The sequence below is a fragment of the Glycomyces sp. NRRL B-16210 genome, assembly GCF_000719515.1.
Classification (GTDB): Bacteria; Actinomycetota; Actinomycetes; order Mycobacteriales; family Micromonosporaceae; genus Glycomyces.
This window is the reverse complement of the sequence record NZ_JOGR01000009.1, coordinates 40,758-63,880: the sequence shown is the minus strand read 5'-3', so window position 1 is coordinate 63,880 and position 23,123 is coordinate 40,758. Positions and strand designations below refer to the sequence as shown.

The following is a 23,123-nucleotide window of genomic DNA, read 5'->3' as shown; positions in this document are numbered from 1 at the left end:
CTCGCGGTGCGGCCCTCGCGGGAGGGCCTCGGGTGTGCTGACGCGCTCGACGTTAGCGCCGATCGCGCGCGGACACCGCCGGACCCGCCCCGGGAAGGACTTCCGCGACAGGCCGGTTCAGCGCCGGGCGACGACCATCCGGGAGGCGACCCAGTCCGGCGAGGCGTTGAGGGTCTTGGTCGATTTCAGGCCCGCCAGCGCGGCGGACTCCTCGATGTCGGCCGGTTCGATGTGGCCGCGGCGCCCCGCCTTGGGGGTGAGGAGCCAGACCACGCCGTTGTCGGCGAGGGGGTCGCGGGCGTCGAGGAGGACGTCGACGAGGTCGCCGTCCTCGCTGCGGCACCACAGCAGGACCGCGCCGACGATCTCGTCGGAGTCCTCGTCGAGGAGTTCGCCGACGGCCTCTATGACGGCGGTGCGCAGGGCGGCGTCGACATCGGTGTCGAAACCGATCTCCATGACGGCTTCGACGCCGTCGAGCCCGAGGCGTTGTACGACACTCGGCACGTCCACCGGGCTGCTCGGAGCGTTCACTTCGTCCCTCCATAGGTCGGCTGCCAGAGCGTACCGCTCTGCTGTCCACAGGATATGAACTAGAGCATAGGAGGTAGGGCATATGGAGGATTCGCGTGCCCGCGCGCGGCAGGCGTCCAGGCGGCGGATCGCAAGGTCGCGGGGGTCGGCGGTGCGCGGACGTTCACGTGGCCGTGATCTCCTCGGGGCCCGCGGGGCGGGCGGCGGTGCAGGTGAGCGGCTCTCGAGGTCGCGGGGAGTGTGGGCGCGGTCGCATCAACCCGGGTGGGTGGGGGAGGGTCGCGGTAGATTCAAGGGAGGATGGTAGGGAACGATGACACTCTGCCGCCTTAAAGAACCCTGCAAAGCCGCAGTCTAAGAACGAGGGATCGCCCGTGACCACGGAACAGAACCGGCCGCCCATCAGTGACGGATTGCCGACCCAAGTACCGGACACTGACCCCGGGGAGACCAGCGAGTGGCTGGACTCCCTTGACGGCCTCCTCGACGCCGGCGGGCGCACCCGTGCCCGCTACGTCATGCAGCGGCTGCTCGAGCACGCCCGCAAGCGCCAGATCGGCGTTCCGGCGTCCACGAGCACCGACTATGTGAACACCATTCCGGTCGAGGCCGAGCCGCACTACCCCGGTGACGAGGCCGTCGAGCACCGCATCCGCGCGTTCGTGCGCTGGAACGCGGCGATGACCGTCCACCGCGCGCAGCGTCCCGGCATCGGCGTGGGCGGCCACATCTCCACGTACGCCTCCGCCGCGAACCTGTACGAGGTCGGCTACAACCACTTCTTCCGCGGCCGCGACCACGCCGGCGGCGGGGACCAGATCTTCTTCCAGGGCCACGCCTCCCCCGGCATGTACGCCCGCTCCTTTGTGGAGGGCCGGTTGGCCGAGGACGACCTGGACGGCTTCCGCCAGGAGGTCTCGCGTCCGCAGGGCGGCCTGCCGTCCTATCCGCACCCGCGCCTGATGCCGGACTACTGGCAGTTCCCGACCGTGTCGATGGGCCTGGGCCCGATCAACGCGATCTACCAGGCGATGTTCAACCGGTACATGGACGACCGGGGCTTGGCCAACACCAAGGCGCAGCAGGTGTGGGCGTTCCTGGGCGACGGCGAGATGGACGAGGTCGAGTCGAGGGGCGCGCTCCAGTTCGCGGCCGGCGCCGAGCTCGACAACCTCACGTTCGTCGTCAACTGCAACCTCCAGCGCCTGGACGGGCCGGTGCGCGGCAACGGCAAGATCGTGCAGGAGCTGGAGTCGTACTTCCGCGGCGCGGGCTGGAACGTCATCAAGGTGATGTGGGGCCGCGAGTGGGACCCGCTGCTGGCGGCGGACGCCGACGGCGCCCTGGTGAACCTCATGAACACCACCCCCGACGGCGACTACCAGACGTTCAAGGCCGAGTCGGGCGCGTTCATCCGCGAGCACTTCTTCGGGCGCGACACGCGCACGAAGGCGCTCGCGCAGAACATGAGCGACGACGAGATCTGGGACCTGCGCCGCGGCGGCCACGACGACCGCAAGATCTACGCGGCGTACAAGGCCGCGATGGAGCACGAGGGCCAGCCGACGGTGATCCTCGCGCACACGGTGAAGGGCTACAAGCTCGGTTCGACCTTCGAGGGCCGCAACGCGACCCACCAGATGAAGAAGCTGTCGCTGGACGACCTCAAGGGCTTCCGCGACGCGCTCGACATGCCCGTCACCGACGAGCAGCTCGAGGAGAACCCGTACCAGCCGCCGTACATCAAGCCGGAGGAGGGCAGTGCCGAGCACGAGTACCTCCAGGAGCGGCGGCGCGCGCTGGGCGGGTCGATCCCGTCGCGGCGCAACACGGTGGTCCCTTTGACCCTGCCGGGCGCGGACGCGTACAAGTCCGCCAGGCGCGGTTCGGGCAAGCAGAAGGTCGCCACGACGATGGCGCTGGTGCGCCTGCTCAAGGACCTCATGCGGGACAAGGAGATCGGCAAGCGCTGGGTCCCCATCATCCCCGACGAGGCGCGCACCTTCGGCATGGACGCGATGTTCCCGACGGCGAAGATCTGGTCCCCGCACGGCCAGCAGTACCTGTCGGTGGACCGCGACCTGTTCCTGTCGTACAAGGAGTCCGAGCAGGGCCAGCTGCTGCACGTGGGCATCAACGAGGCCGGTTCGGTGGCCGCGTTCACGGCCGCGGGCACCTCGGGCGACACGCTCGGCGTGCCGATGATCCCGTTCTACATCTTCTACTCGATGTTCGGGTTCCAGCGCACGGCCGACGCGATCTGGGCCGCCACGGACCAGCTCGCGAACGGCTTCCTCATCGGCGCGACGGCCGGGCGGACCACGCTCAACGGCGAGGGCCTCCAGCACGAGGACGGCCACTCGATCCTCATGGCGCACACCAACCCCGCGGTCGTCTCGTACGACCCGGCGTTCGGCTACGAGATCGGCCACCTGGTGCAGGACGGCCTCAAGCGCATGTACGAGGACGGCGAGCACGTCTTCTACTACATGACGGTGTACAACGAGCCGATCGTGCAGCCGGCCGAGCCGGAGGGCGTGGACGTCGAGGGCATCCTCAAGGGCATCCACCGCGTCTCCGAGTCCGAGGCCCAGGGGCCGCGAGTACAGCTGCTCGCCGCCGGCTCGGGGATGCCGTGGGCGCAGAAGGCCGTGGAGCTGCTGGCCACCGACTGGGGCGTGGCCGCGGACGTGTGGTCGGTGACCTCCTGGTCGGAGCTCAACCGCGACGCGATCGAGGCCGAGCGGCAGAACCTGCGCCACCCGGAGGCCGAGAAGCGCGTGCCGTACGTGACGCAGAAGCTCTCGGGCGCCGAGGGCCCGTTCATCGCCGTCAGCGACTACATGCGGTCGGTGCCGGACCTCATCAGCCGCTGGGTGCCGGGCGACTACACCTCGCTGGGCACCGACGGCTTCGGGCACTCCGACACGCGCGGGGCGCTGCGCCGCCACTTCAACGTCGACGCCGAGTCGATCACGGTGGCCGCGCTCCAGCAGCTCGCCGCCCGCGGCGAGCTCAAGCCGGAACTGGCGGCCCAGGCCGCGGCGAAGTACCAGATCACCGACCCGACCGCCGCCGAGGCGGGCGAGGCGGGCGGCGACTCCTAAGCCGCGAGCGACGAGGGACCGGGGGCGATGCTCCCGGTCCCTTTCGCGTGAGCGCCGAACGTGCAGCGGCCGAGTTCGTTTCTGGGCGGCGCTTCTGGGACTGCTCTCAGGCGTCGACGACGAGTCGGCCTCGGGAGCGGCCCACGCACGGGTAGAACAGGGGCGAGCCGTCGGGGGCGAAGCCGCCGGGGACCTGCTCGGGGTTCTCGGGCCGGCCCTCCACGACCCGCAGGCGGCACGAGCCGCACACGCCGATCTCGCAGCCCGGCCGCACCTCCACGCCCGCCTCGGCCAGCGCGGTCAGGGCGCTGCGGTCGGCGCCGACGTTCACGGCCGCGCCGGTCCTCTTGGCGATCAGCTCGAACGGCACCGGCGTCGCCGCGTCCGAGGTGAACCGCTCGGTGTGGAGTTCGAGCTGGGGCGCGACGCGGCGGACGATGTCGGCGAGCGCGTCGATGAGCGGGACGGGCCCGCAGGCGTAGACGCCGGTGGTGGCCGGGAGTCCGGCGAGTTCGGACACGAAGTCGGGCCGTCCGAACTTGGCGGTCGGGTAGAGGACGACGTTGCCGGGCCAGGTGGTGGCGAGCTGGTCGGCGAAGGCCATGGTGGAGCGGTCGCGGCCGGTGTAGACGAGCCGCCAGGGCATTCGGGCCCGCTCGACCTGGAGGATCATCGGCATGATCGGGGTGATGCCGATGCCGCCGGCGATGAACAGGTAGCCCGAGTGCAGGAACAGCGGGAACCGGTTGCGGGGCGGGGAGATGCGCAGGAGGTCGCCCTCGCGGAGGCGGTGGGCCTCGCGCGAGCCGCCGCGCCCGGCCTCCTCGCGCAGGACCGCGATGCGGTACAGGAGCCGGTCCCCGGCGTAGGAGCACAGCGAGTAGTGGCGCACCAGGCCCGAGGGCAGTTCGATCTCCAGGTGCGCGCCGGGTTCGAACGGCGGCAGGAGTTTTCCCTTGAGGCCGGTGAGTTCGATGGCGTGGACCTTCGCGGCGACGGGGACGACGCGGCGCACGCGCACCTCGAAGCGGCCGTCGGCGACGGGCTTCTCGGCGGCGGCGCGGCCGATCCGGCCCCAGGGCCGGGCGTAGGAGACGACGGCGGCGAAGAGCAGAGCGGCCGTGCCGAGGGCGGTGCCGGCGGTGAGGGCGGCGTGGTCGCCGCCGGTGCCGGCGCCGCCGGCGAGCGCGGTGAGGCTGGGGCGCAGGAGCAGCAGGCCGCCGGCGATGACGAGCGCGGTGGCGGCGAGCTTGGCGTTGACCCACCAGTGCCGGGCCAGGCCGCGGGGGCCGGTGGCGGCGAGGGCGATCCCGGTGCCGAGGACGAGGAAGGAGACGGCGCCGGTGCCGAGGCCGTTGAACATGCCGGCGACCTTCCAGGCCGCGTCGGCCGCCGCCGGGTCGCTCGAGGCGGCGACCCAGACGCAGAGCACGAGGACGAAGGCCATGTAGGCGAGCCAGAAGACCGAGAGGAGGACGTGACAGGCGGTGAGGACGCGCCGCGCGGCGAAACCGAGCCGTGGCGCGGGTCTGCGGCGGGCGTCGGGGGTGGTGTCGGCCGGCACTGCGAAGCTCCTCGGGGAGTTCGGCGCTGCTCTGTCCAATTGGGCATCAAAGTAACATGAGAACGACTCAGACAAAAGGGGGCGGGCGCACCTGCGGTGCGCCCGCCCCCTTGCCGCCGCCGTCCTTCGGACGCGGCGTCGAGCTCTGCGGCCCCTCCTCTTTCGAGTCGGGGCGCGGCATCAGGCCTCTTCGGCCTCTTCCTTCGCGATCTCGGCGCGCACGGCGTCCATGTCGAGTTCCTTCACCTTGCCGATGATCTCCTCCAGCGCGGCCGGCGGGAGCGCGCCGGGCTGGCTGTAGAGGAGGATGCCGTCGCGGAAGGCCATGAGCGTCGGGATCGACTGGATCCCCGCCTCGGCCGACAGCTCGCGCTGGTCCTCGGTGTCGATCTTCCCGAAGACCACGTCCTCGTGCTGCTCGCTCGACTTCTCGAAGGTCGGGGCGAACATCTTGCACGGTCCGCACCAGTCGGCCCACCAGTCCACCAGCACGATGCCGTTCCCGGTGACGGTCTCCTCGAAGTTGTCCTTGGTCAGCTCAACCGTGGCCATGGGGCCGCCTCTCTGTCGTGGCTTTCGTGGTGCTCTTTCGCGCAACAGTAGTGGCGACCGGGCTATTCCGTCCGACGCCGGCGCGCGGCGCGCGCCACGTCCGGCGGGCCCCGCAGTGGCGCAGGGGCTGTTCCGACCGACGTCGGTGCGCGGCTCGGGCCACGTCTGGCAGGCTATAGGGCATGGACCTGGCCACGACCATTCAGAACATCGAACGCTCCACGTCGGCGCTGACGACCCAGTCGCTCACCCGGATGGACGAACGCCTCACCTGGTTCCGCGACCTCCCCGCCGAGCAGCGCTCGATGGTGACCCTGGTGGCGCAGGCCGGCGTTCGGCAGTTCGTCGAATGGCTGCGCCACTCGGGGGACGACCTCGGCTCCTCCGACATGGTCTTCGAGGCCGCCCCGGTCGAACTGGCCCGCGCGATCAGCCTCCAGCACACCGTCGCCCTCATCCAGGTCGTCATCGACGTCGTCGAGGAGCAGGTGCCCCAGCTCGCCGCCGACGGCGAAGTGGACCAGCTGCGCGAATCGGTGCTGCGCTTCAGCCGCGAGATCGCCTTCGCCGCCGCCCGCGTCTACGCCCGCGCCGCCGAGACCCGCGGCGCCTGGGACGCGCGGCTCCAGGCCATGCTCGTCGACGCGCTCCTGCGCGGGGACAACTCCGACGAGCTCATCAGCCGCGCCGCCGCCCTCGGGTGGTCGGAGACCCAGACGATCACCGTCGTGTGCGGCAACACGCCCGGCGGCGAGGCGACGCTCGTGCTCCACTCGGTGCAGCGGGCCGCCCGGCGGCTCGGGCTCGACATCCTCGCGGGCGTCCACGGCGCCCGCCTCGTGCTGCTCCTCGGCGGCGTCAAGGAACCGGTCGAGATCGTCGAGAAGCTCACCGGGCAGTTCGGCGACGGCCCGATCGTCGTGGGCCCCACCGTGACCGGCCTCGCCGAGGCCTCCTCCTCGGCGCTGGCGGCCGTGGCCGGGCACCGGGCCGCCCCCGCGTGGCCCGACGCGCCCCGGCCGACCACGGCGACCCAACTGCTGCCGGAGCGGGCGATCGCCGGGGACGAGGCGGCCCGCCAGGGCCTGCGCGAGGGCGTGTTCCTGACGCTGCGCCGGGCCGGCGGCGAGCTGCTGGAGACCATGGACGCGTTCATCGCCTCCGGCGGCGTCCTGGAGGGCACCGCCCGGGAGTTGTACGTCCACCCCAACACGGTCCGGTACCGGCTGCGACGCATCCAAGAGGTGACCGGTTTCTCCCCCACCGATCCCCATGAGGCCTTCGTCCTCCGTGTGGGGTTGACCATAGGACGCCTGGAGAACTCCCCGGTCACCCGGCGTTCTCGCAGTTGACAACGAGTGTTGTAGATTTCCTACAAGAACCGAACGGGCTTTCAGTCCTCTGACTGCTCCCGTATCCCATGCTGCCGATGCGAAAGTCGTAATGTGCTTGCCATTCTCGCTCCCGGGCAGGGCTCCCAGAAGCCCGGGTTCCTGACGCCGTGGATCGAAGACCCCGCCGCCGCCGCGCGCCTGCGCGAGTGGTCCGACCTCATCGGTCTCGACCTGGTCCGCCTCGGCACCGAGGCCGGCCAGGACGAGATCACCGACACCGCCAACACGCAGCCGCTGCTGGTGGCCGCCGGGCTGCTCGCCGCCGAGCGGCTGCTGACCGAGGGGAGCGCGCTCGCCGCGGCCGACCTCGTGGTGGCCGGGCACTCGGTCGGTGAACTCACCGCGCTCGCGATCGCCGGGGTCCTCAGCCCCGAAGCGGCCGTGCGCCTCGCCGCCGTTCGCGGACGCGAGATGGCCGCCGCGTGCGACATCGAGCCGACCACGATGGCCGCGGTCCTCGGCGGCGTCGAGGAAGAGGTCCTCGCCGCGATCGAGGCCGCCGGCGCGTGGCCGGCGAACCGCAACGGCGCGGGCCAGATCGTCGCCGCCGGACCGGTGGCGGCCATCGAGAAGCTCACCGGGGACGCGCCCGCGCGGGCCCGGATCATCCCGCTCAAGGTCGCCGGGGCCTTCCACACCCCGCACATGGCCCCCGCGCAGGAGGCGCTCGAAGCGGTGGCGGCCGACATCGCCGTCGCCGACCCGACCCGTATCCTCCTTTCCAACCGGGACGGGAGGCCCGTGCCCAGTGGCAAGGCCGCATTGCGGCAACTGGTGGCCCAGGTCACCTCACCGGTCCGGTGGGACGCGTGCATGAGTACGCTTGGAGACCTGGGCGTCACGGCGGTCGTGGAGCTCCCGCCTGCGGGGACGCTCACCGGGTTGGCCAAGCGGGCGCTCAAGGGCGTCGAGCGCGTCAACGTCAACACCCCCGAGGACCTGGCGGCCGCCGCCGACCCGGTGCTCAACGACAGCGCCGCCGACGGCGGCGCGGCGAACGAAGGAGTCGAGTGAGCGTCAACGGATCGCGCGTCGTCAGCGTGGGGCACTACCAGCCGGAGAAGGTGCTCACCAACGACGACCTCGCCAAGATCGTCGACACCAACGACGAGTGGATCGTCTCCCGTGTCGGCATCAAGGAGCGGCGCATCGCCGCGGACGACGAGAAGGTGGCCGACATGGCCGTCCACGCCGCCCGCCAGGCCCTGGAGCACTCCGGCTACGGACCCGGCGACATCGACATGGTCATCGTCGCCACCGTCTCGGCCAAGGACGTGTGTCCCAACACCGCCTGCCGGGTCGCCGAGGCGCTCGGGATCGAGCACCCCGCGGCCATGGACGTCAACACCGCCTGCTCGGGCTTCGAGTACGCCCTCGCCCAGGCCGACATGGCCATCCGCACCGGAGGCGCCAAGCGCGCCATCGTCGTCGGCGCCGAGAAGCTCACCGCCGTGACCGACTGGGAGGACCGCACCTCGTGCGTCCTGTTCGGCGACGGCGCGGGCGCGGTGGTCGTGGAGGGCACCGACGACCCGAAGGCCGCGATCAGCCCGGTCGTGTGGGGCTCGGAGCCCTCGATGGCCGACGTCATCCGCATCGAGGAGGACGTCCCCTACATCAAGCAGGCCGGCCAGACCGTCTTCCGCTGGGCGACCACCCAGCTGGCCCCGCTCATCGAGAAGGTCGCCGAGCGGGCCGACGTGAAGATCTCGGAGCTGGCGGCCTTCGTGCCGCACCAGGCGAACCTGCGGATCATCCAGGGCATCGCCAAGCGACTCGACTTCAGCGAGGACTGCGTCGTCGCCGAGGACATCGTCTACTCCGGCAACACGTCGGCGGCATCGGTGCCGCTGGCGCTGTCGAAGTTGGTACAAAGTGGCAAGGTGGCCTCCGGCGCTCCGATCCTCCTGTTCGGATTCGGCGGCGGTCTCACCTACGCCGGGCAAGTCATCCGCTGCCCGTAATTATCGAGAGGAAATACATCATGGCTCTGTCTCGTGACGAGATCCGCGAAGGCCTGTCCGACATTCTCGAAGAGGTCGCGGGCGTCAACCCCGACGATGTCGCCGACGGCAAGTCGTTCACCGACGACCTGGACGTCGACTCGCTCGCCATGGTCGAGGTCGTCGTCGCCGCCGAAGAGAAGTTCGGCGTCAAGATCCCCGATGACGAGGTCGCCAACCTGAAGACCGTCGGCGACGCCGTCTCCTACATCGAGAAGGGTTAATGTGACTGAGGTAGTCGTGACCGGGCTCGGCGCGACCACGCCCCTCGGCGGGGACGTGGCGTCGACCTGGGAATCACTCACCGCGGGAAGGTCCGGAGTCGCCGCGCTCACCCAGCCCTGGGCCGAGCAGCTCCCGGTGCGCATCGCCGCCCGGCTCGCCGTCGAACCCTCCGAGGTGCTGCCCCGGGTTCGGCTGCGGCGCCTCGACCGTTCCGAGCAGATCGCGATCATCGCCGCGAAGCAGGCGTGGGACGACGCGGGGTTGAGCGACGACCTCGACAAGGAACGACTCGGCGTGGTGTTCGGCTCGGGCATCGGCGGCGCCACCACCCTGCTCGACCAGGACGACATCCTGGAGGAGAAGGGCGCCCGCTACGTCTCCCCGTTCACCGTGCCGATGCTCATGCCCAACGGCCCGGCGGCCGTGGTCGGCCTGGAGTTCGGCGCCCAGGCCGGCGTGCACGCCCCCACCAGCGCGTGCGCCACGTCGGCCGAGGCGATCTCCTGGGGCGTGGACATGATCCGCGCGGGCCGGGCCGACGTCGTCATCACCGGTGGGGCGGAGGCGGTCATCGCGCCGCTGCCGATCGCCGGCTTCGCGTCGATGAAGGCCCTGTCCACCCGCAACGACGACCCGACCCGGGCCTCGCGGCCCTGGGACACCGACCGCGACGGCTTCGTCATGGGCGAGGGCGGCGGTTCGCTCGTGCTGGAGCGCCGCGACCACGCCGAGGCGCGCGGGGCGCGGATCTACGCGGTCGTGGCGGGCGCGGGCCTGACCTCCGACGGGTACGACATCGTCCAGCCCCATCCCGAGTGCGCCGGCGGCGGACGCGCGATGGAGCTGGCGCTGCGGCAGGCCGGACTCGACGCCTCCGAGGTCGGTCACGTCAACGCGCACGCGACGTCGACGCCCACCGGGGACATCCCCGAGACCAGGGGCATCAAGCGGGTCCTGGGCGACTCGGTGGTCCTCACGGCCACCAAGTCGATGACCGGGCACCTGCTCGGCGGCGCGGGCGCGGTCGAGTCGATCGCGTCGATCATGGCGATCGTGGACGGGATCATCCCGCCGACGATCAACCTGGACGACCCCGACCCGCTGCTCGAGCTCGACGTGGCGGCGAACGAGGCCCGCAAGGTCGACCTCGGCGCGGCGATGAACACGGCCTTCGGCTTCGGCGGCCACAACGCGGCGCTCCTGTTCACCAAGGCGTAGTCCAACTCGACGCCGAGGCGTAGGCGAACGTCAGGGCCCCACCGCTTCGCGGTGGGGCCCTTCGGCGTCCACGGGTGGGAGTGCCCTGGGCGTTCGCGAGAGGGACCCGTGACGGTTCGCGGTTCGAAAACGCTCTGGGGTGTGACATCTCATATCTGGAAGGATTCCTCACTTCAGCGGGTGTGGCGACGCCCGCGTGCCCTCCGCGAGGAGGCCGGCATGACCGTGCGCGGGGCGCGGATTCCTTAAACTGACTGCGGAAACCAGAACGCCCGTCCGCGACCTCAGAGGAGTCCGTCGTGACTTACGCCCCCCAAGTCGAAGCGGGCCCGCCCGGCCCGCCGGCATCGATCAGCAAGGCCGAACGCTCGCTCGCCCCCGACATCGCCCGCGGCGGGATGCTCCTGTTCATCGCGCTCGCCAACGTCCCGATCCACTTGTGGGGCATGGGACTCGACCAGTACAACCACAACACCGGCCAGTCGACCGCCGACCACGTCGCGCTGTTCATCGAGCAGCTCGTCGTCGCCGACCGCTCCCGCCCGATGTTCGCGATCCTCTACGGCTTCGGGATCGCGGTCATGGCCTCGCGCATGTTCGCGCGCGGCCTCGACGCCAAAGGCGTCCGCAAGGTCCTGCGCCGCCGCTCCTGGTGGCTCATCGCCTTCGGCTTCGTCCACGCCACGCTCCTGTTCTTCGGCGACATCCTCGCGCCCTACGGCGCCACCGGCCTGATCGCGCTGTTCTTCGTGCACCTCTCCGACAAGGCGCTCAAACGCTGGATCTGGGGCTCGGGCGCCTACTTCGTCCTCATCGGACTGCCGATCCTCGCGTTCACCTTCACCGAGAACAGCGCCCCGCCGGCCTTCGTCGGGCTCCCGGCTTACGTGCAGCAGCTGCTCACCGGCTCGCTCGCTTCAATCACCGTGATCTTGGTGGGCGTCCTGCTGGCCATGTTCCTCCCGCTCGTGGCCGCCGGCATGATGCTCCAGCGCTCGGGCTGGATCGACCACCCCGAGGACCACCTGCCGCAGCTCAAGAAGGTGTTCGTCACCGGCATGGTCGTGAACGTCCTCAGCGCGCTTCCGGTGGCGCTCATCGCGCTCGGCGCCTGGGAGCCGTCCAAGCCGCTGTGGGTCGCGGCGACGGCCCTGACGCTCCTCGGCGGCGCGTACGCCGGGCTCGGCTACATCTGCGGGTTCGCGCTCCTCGCGCACCGGCTGCGCGACTTCGGCCGCCGCGGCGTGCCGGGCGCCCTCGCGGCGGTCGGCGAGCGGTCGCTCACGAGCTACCTGCTCCAGTCGATCATCATGGCCCCGCTGCTCGCCGCCTGGGGCCTGGGCCTGGGCGAGGGCATGGGCTACCTGGCGGCCTTCGGCGTCGCGTTCGGGACCTGGCTGGTCACCGTGTTCATCACGGTCGGCCTCGACAAGGCCGGCAAACGCGGCCCGTTCGAGGTCGTGCTGCGGCGGCTCACGTACGGCCCCAAGCGGTCGTAGTCGGCGGACGCCCCCGGGTCGGATCGCCGACTCGGGGGCGTCCGGCCGTCCGCGGCCGTGACACAATACGCGCGTGCAATTGAGGCAGATGCCGTTCCGACTGCTGCGGGCCGCCGTGTTCGCCGTCGTCGCGGTGACCGCCTCGCTCCTGCTGCATCTGTGGAGCGGCGGGCACGCGCCCGGCCCGCCCCAGTTCGCCGCCGCGGTCGGGCTCGTCTTCGCCGCCGCCTATGCGGCCGGCGGGCGCCAGCGGGGGTTCCTCACGCTCGCGCCGCTGTGCCTCGCGGCCCAGTGGGGCCTGCACGAGTTCTTCGAGGCGGGCGCGCAGGCCGCGACCCACGCGCACGGCGCGGGGTGGAGCATGTGGCTGGTCCACATCGCCGCGGCCTTCGCGCAGGCCTCGTGGCTGGCGCGCGGCGACGCCGCGCTCGCGGCCCTGCTCGAACTGCTCACCCTGTTCTTCGCCCGGGTCGTCCGGGTCCTGGGCGTCAACGCCCGCATCGCGGTCCGACCCCGCCGGCTCCTCCCCCGGACGCGGGTGCCGCGTCCGCTCGCGGCGGTGCGCACCGCCATCTCGCGCCGCGGCCCGCCGCGGCTCGCTTTCTCCTGAGTCCTTTCGTCCCCCAGCGCTTCAGGCGCTGACCCCTGCCCGGGGACCGGTGCGTCCCCGGGCTGCTCAGAAAGCGAGCCATGTCCACACGACCTTCGATTCCGGCTGCCCTGAAGCGGCCGCTGCTTCGCATGCATTTCTACGCAGGCATTCTCATCGCCCCATTCCTGCTGGTCTCGGCTTTGACCGGGCTGGCCTACGCGCTCTCGTACCCCGTCGAGGACGCGCTGTACGCCGATCTCAAGACCGTCGAGGCCGAGGGCGAGCCGTTGACGCTCGCCCGCCAGGTCGGCGCGGTCGCCCAAGCCCATCCCGACTGGGCCGTGACCGCGGTGCGGCCCGCCTCCGAGGCCGACGCCTCGACCGAGGTGCTCGTGGACGACGGGGTCGTCCGCGATTCCGGCGCGGTCGCCGTGGTCTACGTGAACCCCTACAGCGGCGAGATCCTCGGGGAGTCGACCACGTACGGCTCCTCGAAGGCCGGGCCGGTGCGCGAGTGGGTCTCGACGCTCCACCGCAACCTCCACCTCGGCGAGCCCGGCCGCCTCTACAGCGAACTCGCGGCCAGTTGGCTGTGGGTCGTGGCGCTCGGCGGCCTGGTCCTGTGGGTCTCGCGCCGACGCAAGGGGCTGCTTCGGCCCCGGCCGGAGGGCTCGGGCCGGTCGCGGACGCTCGCGTGGCACGGCCCGGTCGGCCTGTGGCTGGTCGCGGTCCTGCTGTTCCTGTCGGCCACGGGCCTGACCTGGTCGCGCTACGCCGGGGAGCACGTCTCGGAGCTGCGGGCGGCGCTCGACTGGAGCACCCCCTCGCTTGCGACCGATGTCGGCGGTGCGGGCGACCATGCCGCGCACGACCATTCGGGCGCTTCGGGATCGTCGGTGTTCGCGGTGACGCTGCTCGACGGGGTCCACGACACGGCGCTGGACGCCGGGCTGCGCGGGCAGCTCCAGATCACGCTGCCGACCGGGGAGGGCACGCAGTATCTGGTGACCGAGACCGACCGGTCGTTCCCGGTGGAGCAGGACCAGCTCGTGGTCGACACGGCCTCCGGCGCGCCGGAGGTGACCGAGGAGCTGCGGTTCGCCGACTGGCCGTTCATGGCGCAGGTGACGAACGTGTTCATCGCCGCGCACATGGGCCTGCTGTTCGGCCTGGCGAACCAGTTGGTCCTGGCGGCGGCGATGATCGCCCTGGTGCTCATGATCGTGTGGGGCTACCGGATGTGGTGGCAGCGCCGCCCGAAGGGCGGCCTGGTCGGCCGCGCCTACCCGCGCGGGTCGCTGCGGAAGCTGCCGTGGCCGGCCGTCGCGGCGGTGGTCGCCGCGGCCGCGGGCGTCGGGTGGTTCTTCCCGCTGCTGGGGATCTCGTTGGCCGCGTTCGCAGCCGTCGACGTGCTGCTGGGACTGCGGCAGCGGTTCAGGAAGGACTCCGGTCCGGAGGATTCCATTGGAGCGACGATGTCGCGGCGCACAGCCCTCGCGACCGCGACGGTCTCGGCCGCCGTCGGCGCCGGGGTCGGGATGGCGATCGCCTCGGGTTCGCGGAGTGAAGGCGGGGCCGGAGCGGCCGAGGGCGCCGATGCGGAGCCGTTCTACGGGGAGCGGCAGGCCGGGATCGCCACGCCGATGCAGGGCCATGCGCTGTTCGCCGCGTTCGACCTCGCTTCTTCTGATCTGGCGTCGGGTGCCGAGCTGGACGCCGCGGCGGTGGCCGCGAACCTGCAAGCGCTGCTTGAGGACTGGTCGGCAGTGGCCGCGGCGCTGATCTCGGGCGCGGCGGTGCCGAAGTTCCGGTTCGACTCGGACGAGCAGTTCGACGCCGAGGCGGTCGCGGCCGGGCTCGCTCCGGCGCGGCTGACGGTGACGATGGGGATCGGCCCGGAGGCGTTCGGCAAGGCGGGTCTGGAGGCGGCGCGGCCGTCGAAGCTCGTGGAGCTGCCGGAGTTCGACGGGGACCGGCTGCACCCGGCCTGGTCGGGCGGGGACCTGCTGCTCCAGATCTGCGGGGACGACCGGCAGGTGGTGAGCAACGCGTTCCTGGAGCTGCGCAAGCGCGCGGTCGGTCGGGCCTCGCTCCTGTGGATGCAGCACGGGTTCTCCTCGACGCCGGACGGCGGGACGCCGCGGAACCTCATGGGCTTCAAGGACGGCAGCGCGAACCCCGAGGCCGGCTCGGCCGAGTTCGACGAGCGCGTGTGGGCCCGCGACGCGGAGCCGGACTGGTTCGAAGGCGGCACGTACCTGGTGTTCCGCAAGATCCGGATGCGGCTGCCGGACTGGTCGATGCTCTCCGCCGAGGACCAGAACCTCACCTTCGGCCGGGAGCGGGACTCGGGCGTGCCGCTGAGCGGCGGCGGCGAGTTCGACCACCCGGACTTCACGGCGAAGGACGCCTCGGGTCTGGCCGCGGTCCCGGCGGACTCGCACATCGCGGTGGTGCACGACGCGGCGATGGTCCGGCGCGGATGCAACTACGACTACGGGTTCCTGACGCAGGCCGAGGTCAGCTCGGACGCGGCGACGGACGGGCACCTCGACGGGCACATGCACGCCGAGCACCCGTACGACGCGGGACTGCTGTTCGTGTCCTTCCAGGCCGATCCGCAGGTGTTCGTGGACGCGCAGGAGCAGATGGCGGCCTCGGACCGGTTGACGGAGTTCATCGTCGCCGAGGGGAGCGCCGTGTTCGCGGTCCCTCCGGGCGCGCCCGAGGGCGGGTTCGTCGGCGAAGGGCTCTTCTGAGGCGAGCGGGCTCGCGAGCGGCACCCCAGAGCCGCTCGCGAGCCCGGCCGGTCAGGCGGCGGCGCCGGTGAGGTCCTGGGAGCCCAGGTCCACCGTCGCCTCCGCCGTCCGCGGCGCGCGGGCCCGTCCGGCGCCGACCGGCGGCCGGTCGAGCTGGGCGTACCAGAGGCAGAAGACCATGACCGCCCACACCTTGCGGGCGTGGTCGGCCTCCCCGGCGCGGTGGGTGCGCAGGAGGCCGCGCGCGTACTCCAGGTCGACCAGGTGCCCGCAGCCGCTGGTCGCCATGACGTGGTCGGCCCACTCGAACATGGCCCCGGCAAGCCACTGCCGGTGCGGGGTCGGGAAACCGAGCTTGGGCCGCTCGACGATCGACGGCGGCACCAGGTTCGCGACGGCCCGGCGCAGCGCGGTCTTCGTCTGCGCGCCCTGGAGCCGGTGCTCGACCGGGACGCGCGAGGCGACCTCCCACACCGCGCGGTCCAGGAACGGCACCCGCAGCTCCAGGCTGTGCGCCATGGACATCCGGTCGGCCTTGACGAGGATGTCCCCGCGCATCCAGGTGCGCAGGTCCAGGTGCTGCATCCGCGTGGTCGGGTCCAGGTGCGCCGAGGTCTCCCAGATCGGGTCGGTCACGTCCCTGAAGGAGGAGACCTCGCGGTGCAGCAGGCGGCGCTTAGCCTCACCGGTGAAGATCTTCGCGTTGCCGACGAACCGCTCCTCGAGCTCGGCGGTGCCCCGTTCGAGGAAGCTCTTGCCCTTGACGCCCTCGGGGAGGATCGCCGACGCCCGGCGGATCAGGTGCTTCGCCGAACCCGGCAGCGATTCGATGCGCCGCAGCGAACGCGGCTCGCGGTAGATCCGGTAGCCGCCGAACAGCTCGTCGGCGCCCTCGCCGCCGAGAGCGACGGTGACGTGCTCGGCGGCCTTCTTCGCCACGAAGTAGAGCGGCACCAAGGCAGGGTCGGCCACCGGGTCGTCCAGGTGCCACACGATCGTCGGCAGCTCGGCCATGACGTCCTCGACCGACACCGGCGCGGGGATCGAGCGCACCCCGAGCGCGGCCGCGGAGGCGGCGGCCACCTCCAGCTCGTCGTAGAGGGCCGGGTCGGTGAACTGCGCGGTGAACGTCAAGATCCCGGGGTCGACCTCGCGGGCCAGCGCGACGATCGCCGTGGAGTCGATGCCGCTGGACAGCAGCGCGCCCACAGGCACGTCCGCCTGCATGTGGGCGCGCACGGAGTCGCGCAGGGCCTCGCGGATCTCGGCCGCGAGCCGGTCGGCGTCCGAGGCGGGCCGGGGCCGGAACATCGGTTCGAAGTAGCGCTGCGGGTGCGGTTCGGCGCCGGGCCGGAACATCGCGAAGTGCCCGGCCTCGAGGCGGTGCACGTGGCGGTGGAGCGTGGCCGGCTCGGGCGCGTACTGGAAGGTCGCGTAGTGGGCGACCTGATCGGGGTCGACGAAGTCGGGGTGGGCGAGGCCGGGGAGGGCCTTCTTCTCGCTGGCGAGCCAGGTGGCGCCGTCGAAGCTGGTCCAGTAGAGCGGCTTGATCCCGAAGGGATCGCGGGCGGCGAAGAGGAGATCGGCGGCCTTGTCGTAGACGACGAACGCGAACATGCCGCGGAGGCGGTGGAGCAGGTCGGGGCCCCAGTGGCGGTAGGCCGCGAGGAGGACCTCGGTGTCGCCGCGGGTGGCGAAGGTCTCGCCGTGGACGCGCACGAGTTCGTCGCGCAGTTCGAGGTAGTTGTAGATCTCGCCGTTGAAGACGATCGTGTACCGCTCGGAGTCGGTCTCGTCGCCGCGGCGCATCGGCTGGTGGGAGCCTTCGCGGTCGATGATCGCGAGTCGCTGGAAGCCCATGAGGACCCGCTCGCCGGCGCTGACCACGGCGCTCTCGTCGGGGCCGCGGTGGGCCAGGAGTGCCAGGGCCGCGGCGAACCGCTCGGCGTCGGCCGCGGTGTGGGCCGCGGCGCGGACTGCGAAGCCGCACATGGTGCCTCCAGGGAATGGAAGGTGATTCGGGTGGGAGTACAAGACTCGCCGCGGCGGGCGTGGCGCACCTCCCTCGAAGTGCCGGAACCGGTCCGGTGGAGGTCCCTCTCCTAAAAGGTCCGATGGACACCCCCCGAGACGGTCGAAGGTCCCGAATCGGCCCGTCGAAGGTCGGGTTCGCGTACCCGACCATCGGCCCGCTGTACACCCCCCGATCGGGGGGTCGAGGGCGGGCGGGCATGATGAGCCGTCATAACACGAATAGGCCACACAGGGAGGTCCACGTGATCCGAGTGCTGATCGTCGACGACGAAGCCCTCATCCGGTCGGGTTTCACCCATATCCTCAGCGCCGCCGAGGACATCGAGGTGGTGGACGCGGTCTCGGGTGCGGACGCGATGGACCGGGTCCTGGCGCTGCGGCCCGACGTGGTGCTGCTGGACATCCGGATGCCCGACGTGGACGGCCTGACGGTGCTCAAGCGGCTCAAGAACCTCTCGCACCCGCCGGTGACGGCGGTGCTGACGACCTTCGACACCGACGAGTACGTGGACGCGGCGCTCCGGCTGGGCGCGGCGGGCTTCCTGCTGAAGGACACCGAACCGGAGCACCTGGCCTACCAGGTGCGGGCGCTGGTCACCGAGGGGGCGGTGCTGTCGGCGAAGGTGACGCGGGCGGTCGTGGCCGGATACCTCCAGCGCTCGACCGAGAACCGGCCGAACCCGCGGATCGAGCGGCTCACCGAGCGCGAGCGCGAGATCCTCCTGCTGCTGGCGGAGGGGAAGGCGAACGGGGAGATCTCCGCGGAGCTGTTCCTGGGCCTGGGCACCGTCAAGGACCACGTGAGCTCGATCCTGACGAAGCTCCAGGTGTCGAACCGGGTGCAGGCGGCGCTGGCGGCGCACGACGCGGGGCTGATCAAACCGGAGGGCCGGTGAGACTCTTCGGCCGCTGGATCCGGTTGCCGCAGTGGGTGTTCGACATCGCGGTGCTGGCGGTGGCGGGCGTGCACCTGTGGCTGGTGCTGGCGTGGGACAACCAGCCGGCGGCCTCGTTCGCGGTCCTGGGGGTCGCGGCGCTGGTGTTCCGCAGGCGCTTCCCGTTCCCGGTGCTGCTGGTGACGCTGCCGGCGGCGGCCCTGGTGGGCGAGAAGGTCGCCTCGATGTTCGCGGTGTACTGCGTCGCGGACCGGGCGAAGCGCCCCTGGGACGCGCTGGTCGCCGCGGGCGTGCTCTCGGCGGCGTTCCTGGCGTGGAACACCTCGGTGCTGGCGGCGATCATCCACGAGCAGATCGTGTTCTCACCCGCGGACGCGCTCGCCTGGGCGTTCACCGGGGACATCCCGCTGCGCAGCCAGCTGTACTACGTGGTGCTGGCGGCGGTGCCGGCGATCCTGGGGCACATGCAGCACAACCGGCGGTCGCTGGCCGATCGGCTCACGGAGATCGAGGAGGCGCGCGAGCACGAGCAGTTGCTGCTGACGCAGCAGGCGCTGGCGGCCGAGCGGGCGCAGTTGGCGCGGGAGATGCACGACGTGGTCTCGCACCAGGTGAGCCTCATCGCGGTGCAGGCCGGTGCGATGCAGGTGCAGGCGCGCGACGAGGAGGCCCGCAAGGGCGCGGCGATGATCCGGCGATTGAGCGTGACGACGCTCGAGGAGTTGCGGCACATGGTGCAGGTGCTGCGGGCCTCGGGCACGCGGGCGACCGAGTTGACGCCGCAGCCGACGCTGGAGGAGTTGGACGCGCTCGTGGACGGCAGCGGGATCGAGGCGGAGCTGCGGGTCGAGCGGATCGTCGGGCTCGATCCGGCGTGCCAGCGGGCGATCTACCGGACGGTGCAGGAGGCGTTGACGAACGCGCGCAAGCACGCTCCGGGCGCGGCGGTGACCGTGGCGGTGGCGCAGCGCGGCGGCGGGGCGCACGTCAGCGTGCGGAACGCGCCGGGTTCGCGGCCGGTGCTGGAGCTGCCGGGTTCGCGGCACGGGCTGCTGGGGCTGCGGCAGCGGGCGGAGTTGCTCGGGGGGACGTTCGCGGCGGGGCCGACCCCGGAGGGCGGCTGGGAGGTCCGGATGTGGGTGCCGAGGGTCGCGGAGCGGTGAGGCGGCGCGGTTTCGTGCAGCACGGTCCGGTGCGCAGTGGGGGTCCTGGCCGGTGCTCCCCCGGTGCGTCGCTTACCAGCGGCGGCCGGTGAGGAGTTCGTACGCCTCGATGTAGCGCTCGCGGGTGGCGGCGACGATCGCTTCGGGGATCTCGGGGGCCGCCGCGGCGGCGTCGGCGTCGGTGGGGCGCCAGCCGGTGGACTTGGCCCAGTCGCGGACGAACTGCTTGTCGAAGGAGGGCTGGGTCTGGCCGGGCTTCCAGGCCTCGGCGTCCCAGAAGCGCGAGGAGTCGGAGGTGAGGACCTCGTCGGCGAGGCAGAGCGTGCCGTCGGCGTCGAGGCCGAACTCGAGTTTGGTGTCGGCGATGATGATGCCCTTTCCGAGGGCGATCTCGCCGCCGCGGGCGTAGACGGCCAGGGTGCGGTCGCGGACGCGTTCGGCGAGGTCGGCGCCGATGGTCGCGGCGACCTGGGCGAAGTCGATGGGCTCGTCGTGGTCGCCGACGGCGGCCTTGGTGGTGGGGGTGAAGATCGGCTCGGGCAGGCGCGAGCCGTCCACGAGGCCCTCGGGGAGCGCGATGCCGCAGACGGCGCCGGTGGCGTCGTAGTCGGCGAGGCCGGAGCCGGTGAGGTAGCCGCGCACGACCGCCTCGACCGGGAGCATGTCGAGGCGCTTGACGCGCACGGCGCGCCCGGCGAACTCGGCGGGGACGTCCTCGGCCGAGACGACGTGGTTGGGGACGAGGTCGGCGAGCTGGTCGAACCACCACAGGCTCAGGGCGGTGAGGAGGGCGCCCTTGTCGGGGATCGGGGTGGGCAGGACGACGTCGAAGACGCTGACGCGGTCGGAGGCGACGAGGACCAGGTCCCCGCCGTCGGCGTAGACGTCGCGGACCTTGCCCTGGTGCATGAGTTCCACTGCTGCTCCCCTGTTCGCGGCCGGTGCCCAATTAGACCAGCGGGCACGTCATCCTACGTTTCATCCGCGGCGCGGCTGTGCCCAGCGACACCTGCCGTCCGGCCCCGCCGCGGCGTAGGCTGGGCCCGTGACTTCCGTACAGCCTGAAGGACGCCGGATGCTGCGCCTCGAAGTGCGCAACGCCCAGACCCCGATCGAGAAGAAACCCTCCTGGATCAAGGTCAAGGCCAAGACCGGCCCGGAGTACACCGAACTGCGGGGCCTCGTCAAGAGCGAGGGACTGCACACGGTCTGCCAAGAAGCCGGGTGCCCCAACATCTACGAGTGCTGGGAGGACCGCGAGGCGACGTTCCTCATCGGCGGCTCGCAGTGCACCCGCAGGTGCGACTTCTGCCAGATCGACACCGGCAAGCCCGACGCGCTCGACCGCGACGAGCCGCGCCGCGTGGCCGAGTCGGTCCAGACGATGGGCCTGAAGTACGCCACGATCACCGGCGTCGCCCGCGACGACCTCGACGACGGCGGGGCCTGGCTCTACGCCGAGACCGTCCGCCAGATCCACGCGGCCGTGCCCGGCTGCGGCGTCGAGCTGCTCATCCCCGACTTCAACGCCGTGCCCGAGCAGCTCGCCGAGGTGTTCGCCTCGCGCCCCGAGGTGCTCGCGCACAACGTCGAGACGGTGCCGCGGATCTTCAAGCGCATCCGCCCGGCGTTCCGCTACGAGCGCTCGCTCGAGGTGATCACCAAGGCCCGCGAGGACGGCCTGGTCACCAAGTCGAACCTCATCCTCGGCATGGGCGAGACCCGCGAGGAGATCTCCCAGGCCCTGCGGGACCTCCACACGGCCGGCTGCGAGCTGATCACCATCACGCAGTACCTGCGCCCGACCAAGCGCCACCACCCGGTGGACCGGTGGGTCAAGCCCGAGGAGTTCGTCGAGCTCTCGGCCGAGGCCGAGGAGATCGGGTTCGCCGGGGTCATGAGCGGGCCGCTGGTGCGCTCCTCGTACCGGGCCGGGCGCCTGTACCGACAGGCGGTCGAAGCGCGCGACGCGGCCGGTCTCGGCGAGCTCGCGGGCCGCGGATAAGCCCCGGCTTGAACGGCGCGGATCGCACACTAGACTTGAGGACATGGCAAAGCAGCAGGAGAAAGAGACGTTCCGGTCACGCCTGAGGACCATCGGCATGGCCATCAAGTTCACGTACAAGCGCGACAAGTGGTTCCTGCCGCTCCAGGCCGCCGCGATCCTGCTGCCGTTCGTGATCGTCACCGCCTTGGTCATCTTCGCGAATTTCAACCTCCTGTGGTTCGTCAGCGCCGTGTTCGTGGCCCTCCTGGCGGCGATGATCGTGCTGAACGCGCGCACCAGCAAGGTGGTGAACAAGGAGGCCGTCGGCAAGCCGGGCGCGGCGTACGCGCTCATCGACGGCATCCGCGGCTGGCAGGTGACCCCGGGCGTGGCGGCCCTGTCGGAGACGCAGATGGTCCACCGCGCGGTCGGCAAGGCCGGCGTGGTGCTCCTCGGCGAGGGCGGCGGCAAGGTCCGCAAGCTCCTCGGCCAGGAGAAGAAGCGGATCTCGCGCGTGGTCGGCTCGACCCCGATCTACACGTTCCTGGTCGGCGAGACCCCGAACGACGACTTCTCGGTGACCGAGGTGCGCAAGCGGCTCACGAAGCTGCCGAAGAACATCGACTCCAAGGGCGCCAACCACGTCTCCAAGCGCCTGGACGCGCTCGGCATCGGCATGGCCATCCCCAAGGGCCCGATCCCGACCAGCGCGAACGCCGGCAAGGGCGCGCGCCGGGCGATGCTCCGAGGCCGCTAACGGGCGAGGCGACCGCCGCTGCGGTCCCCGAACGGACCGGTCCCGAACCGACGCAGTACCGAAAGACACGAAGCGGCCCGGCAGGAGAATTCTCCCGCCGGGCCGCTTTTCATCTCAGTCGATTGTCGTACCCCTCGGGCACCCTCGTATCGGGGGCCCGGCGAACGCCGCCGCGAGTCGCACACCCCTGCCCACAAGCCAGCCGCGGTGCAAGCGGATTCCGGGGCACGTGAAAACGGGCCGGCCATTCGGCTCGGCCCGTTTCGTCGCAGGCTCGTTATCGGGGGCGGGGCGGGATCAGAAGATGTCGCCGTTGTCGCGGCGGCGGCGCCACCGCTCTTCCATACGGGAGGTGAAACCGCCGGGCTTGGGGGCCTTCGCGCTCCCGCCGGTGGTGCGGGTCGCCTTGCCGTCGACGGCCTTGAGCTTCACGTTCGAGCCGCGCCGCTGGGCCCACAGACCCAGGATCAGACCGCCGAACATGAGCACCGCGCCGACGGGCGCGCCCCATTTGGCGGCGTCACCCCCGGCGATCACGGTGCCGATGACGATGCCGATCCCGAGGACGGTGACGACGCCGGCGAGGATGAACCTGCGACGCGTCACATGGGCCGGGTCTTGGGCGCGCACAGCTGAGGCGAACTGCGGGTCTTCGGACAAGGACTGCTCGATTTGCTCGAACAGCCGTTGCTCGTGATCGGAGAGCGGCACGACACTCCTCCTGCGCTAGTCTCGACGAGGCCCCTGCGCGGCCTCAGTGCTTGCATTCAAGTCTACGAGGCTTTCGCCCGAGGCGGAAGGCAGTTCGTCCTTGAATCAGTCCGTTCTGGCCCTCGTGT

18 protein-coding genes and 1 pseudogene are annotated in these 23,123 nt (G+C 71.3%); 13 read left to right on the top strand and 6 right to left on the bottom strand.

Annotated elements, in window-relative coordinates; all coding sequences use genetic code 11:
• Positions 1 to 117: 117 nt before the first annotated feature.
• A complete protein-coding gene (locus tag IF12_RS0113600) occupies positions 118 to 534 on the bottom strand; it encodes a DUF3052 domain-containing protein (protein ID WP_030159117.1) in 417 nt (138 codons plus the stop codon).
• A 374-nt stretch (positions 535 to 908) separates the two neighbouring features.
• Between IF12_RS0113600 and aceE the strand changes: the two genes are divergently transcribed.
• A complete protein-coding gene (aceE, locus tag IF12_RS0113595) occupies positions 909 to 3,641 on the top strand; it encodes a pyruvate dehydrogenase (acetyl-transferring), homodimeric type (protein ID WP_030159115.1) in 2,733 nt (910 codons plus the stop codon).
• Between the two features lie 106 nt (positions 3,642 to 3,747).
• Here the strand turns inward: aceE and IF12_RS24195 are convergent, their stop codons facing one another.
• On the bottom strand, positions 3,748 to 5,205 hold the full coding sequence (locus IF12_RS24195) for a PDR/VanB family oxidoreductase (protein ID WP_051704374.1): 1,458 nt from the start codon (positions 5,203 to 5,205) through the stop codon (positions 3,748 to 3,750).
• Positions 5,206 to 5,385: 180 nt separating this feature from the next.
• Complete coding sequence (gene trxA, locus IF12_RS0113585) at positions 5,386 to 5,757, bottom strand: thioredoxin (protein ID WP_030159110.1); 372 nt, start codon at positions 5,755 to 5,757, stop codon at positions 5,386 to 5,388.
• A gap of 182 nt (positions 5,758 to 5,939) precedes the next feature.
• Between trxA and IF12_RS0113580 the strand changes: the two genes are divergently transcribed.
• From IF12_RS0113580 to IF12_RS25000, 8 genes and pseudogenes are all read left to right on the top strand, one after another.
• Complete coding sequence (locus IF12_RS0113580; protein WP_030159108.1) at positions 5,940 to 7,109, top strand: CdaR family transcriptional regulator; 1,170 nt, start codon at positions 5,940 to 5,942, stop codon at positions 7,107 to 7,109.
• Positions 7,110 to 7,202: 93 nt separating this feature from the next.
• A pseudogene (locus IF12_RS0113575) lies at positions 7,203 to 8,138 on the top strand (ACP S-malonyltransferase); the annotation flags it as partial.
• A 23-nt stretch (positions 8,139 to 8,161) separates the two neighbouring features.
• Positions 8,162 to 9,115: a beta-ketoacyl-ACP synthase III gene (locus tag IF12_RS0113570; RefSeq protein ID WP_030159102.1), complete on the top strand. Its 954-nt coding sequence runs from the start codon at positions 8,162 to 8,164 to the stop codon at positions 9,113 to 9,115.
• 26 nt (positions 9,116 to 9,141) lie between these two features.
• On the top strand, positions 9,142 to 9,378 hold the full coding sequence (locus IF12_RS0113565) for an acyl carrier protein (RefSeq protein WP_030159099.1): 237 nt from the start codon (positions 9,142 to 9,144) through the stop codon (positions 9,376 to 9,378).
• A 1-nt stretch (position 9,379) separates the two neighbouring features.
• Positions 9,380 to 10,597, top strand: coding sequence for a beta-ketoacyl-ACP synthase II (gene fabF, locus IF12_RS0113560; protein ID WP_030159097.1), 1,218 nt, complete (start codon positions 9,380 to 9,382; stop codon positions 10,595 to 10,597).
• A 299-nt stretch (positions 10,598 to 10,896) separates the two neighbouring features.
• Positions 10,897 to 12,096 (top strand): DUF418 domain-containing protein, encoded by a 1,200-nt coding sequence (locus IF12_RS0113555; RefSeq protein ID WP_030159095.1) that lies wholly within the window; start codon positions 10,897 to 10,899, stop codon positions 12,094 to 12,096.
• 73 nt (positions 12,097 to 12,169) lie between these two features.
• Positions 12,170 to 12,706: a hypothetical protein gene (locus IF12_RS25660; protein WP_133884353.1), complete on the top strand. Its 537-nt coding sequence runs from the start codon at positions 12,170 to 12,172 to the stop codon at positions 12,704 to 12,706.
• Positions 12,707 to 12,837: 131 nt separating this feature from the next.
• Complete coding sequence (locus IF12_RS25000) at positions 12,838 to 15,447, top strand: Dyp-type peroxidase (RefSeq protein WP_035749076.1); 2,610 nt, start codon at positions 12,838 to 12,840, stop codon at positions 15,445 to 15,447.
• A gap of 51 nt (positions 15,448 to 15,498) precedes the next feature.
• Here the strand turns inward: IF12_RS25000 and asnB are convergent, their stop codons facing one another.
• Positions 15,499 to 17,439 carry an asparagine synthase (glutamine-hydrolyzing) gene (asnB, locus tag IF12_RS0113540; RefSeq protein WP_051704372.1) on the bottom strand — a complete coding sequence of 647 codons (1,941 nt, stop codon included), beginning with the start codon at positions 17,437 to 17,439 and terminating at the stop codon, positions 15,499 to 15,501.
• Between the two features lie 284 nt (positions 17,440 to 17,723).
• Here asnB and IF12_RS0113535 point away from each other — a divergent pair, with 284 nt between their 5' ends.
• Together IF12_RS0113535 and IF12_RS0113530 are read left to right on the top strand one after the other, a co-directional pair.
• Positions 17,724 to 18,377, top strand: coding sequence for a response regulator transcription factor (locus tag IF12_RS0113535; RefSeq protein ID WP_030159086.1), 654 nt, complete (start codon positions 17,724 to 17,726; stop codon positions 18,375 to 18,377).
• A complete protein-coding gene (locus tag IF12_RS0113530) occupies positions 18,374 to 19,540 on the top strand; it encodes a sensor histidine kinase (protein ID WP_051704371.1) in 1,167 nt (388 codons plus the stop codon). The genes IF12_RS0113535 and IF12_RS0113530 overlap by 4 nt, the downstream gene beginning before the upstream one ends.
• 72 nt (positions 19,541 to 19,612) lie before the next feature.
• Here the strand turns inward: IF12_RS0113530 and IF12_RS0113525 are convergent, their stop codons facing one another.
• Positions 19,613 to 20,458 carry a phosphoribosylaminoimidazolesuccinocarboxamide synthase gene (locus tag IF12_RS0113525; protein WP_030159082.1) on the bottom strand — a complete coding sequence of 282 codons (846 nt, stop codon included), beginning with the start codon at positions 20,456 to 20,458 and terminating at the stop codon, positions 19,613 to 19,615.
• A 157-nt stretch (positions 20,459 to 20,615) separates the two neighbouring features.
• Here IF12_RS0113525 and lipA point away from each other — a divergent pair, with 157 nt between their 5' ends.
• Complete coding sequence (gene lipA / locus IF12_RS0113520; protein ID WP_369807726.1) at positions 20,616 to 21,545, top strand: lipoyl synthase; 930 nt, start codon at positions 20,616 to 20,618, stop codon at positions 21,543 to 21,545.
• 43 nt (positions 21,546 to 21,588) lie between these two features.
• Entirely contained in the window at positions 21,589 to 22,284 is a 696-nt protein-coding gene (locus IF12_RS0113515) for a DUF4191 family protein (RefSeq protein ID WP_030159079.1), read from the top strand.
• A 297-nt stretch (positions 22,285 to 22,581) separates the two neighbouring features.
• Here the strand turns inward: IF12_RS0113515 and IF12_RS0113510 are convergent, their stop codons facing one another.
• Positions 22,582 to 22,995: a DUF3040 domain-containing protein gene (locus IF12_RS0113510; protein WP_030159077.1), complete on the bottom strand. Its 414-nt coding sequence runs from the start codon at positions 22,993 to 22,995 to the stop codon at positions 22,582 to 22,584.
• Positions 22,996 to 23,123: the final 128 nt, after the last annotated feature.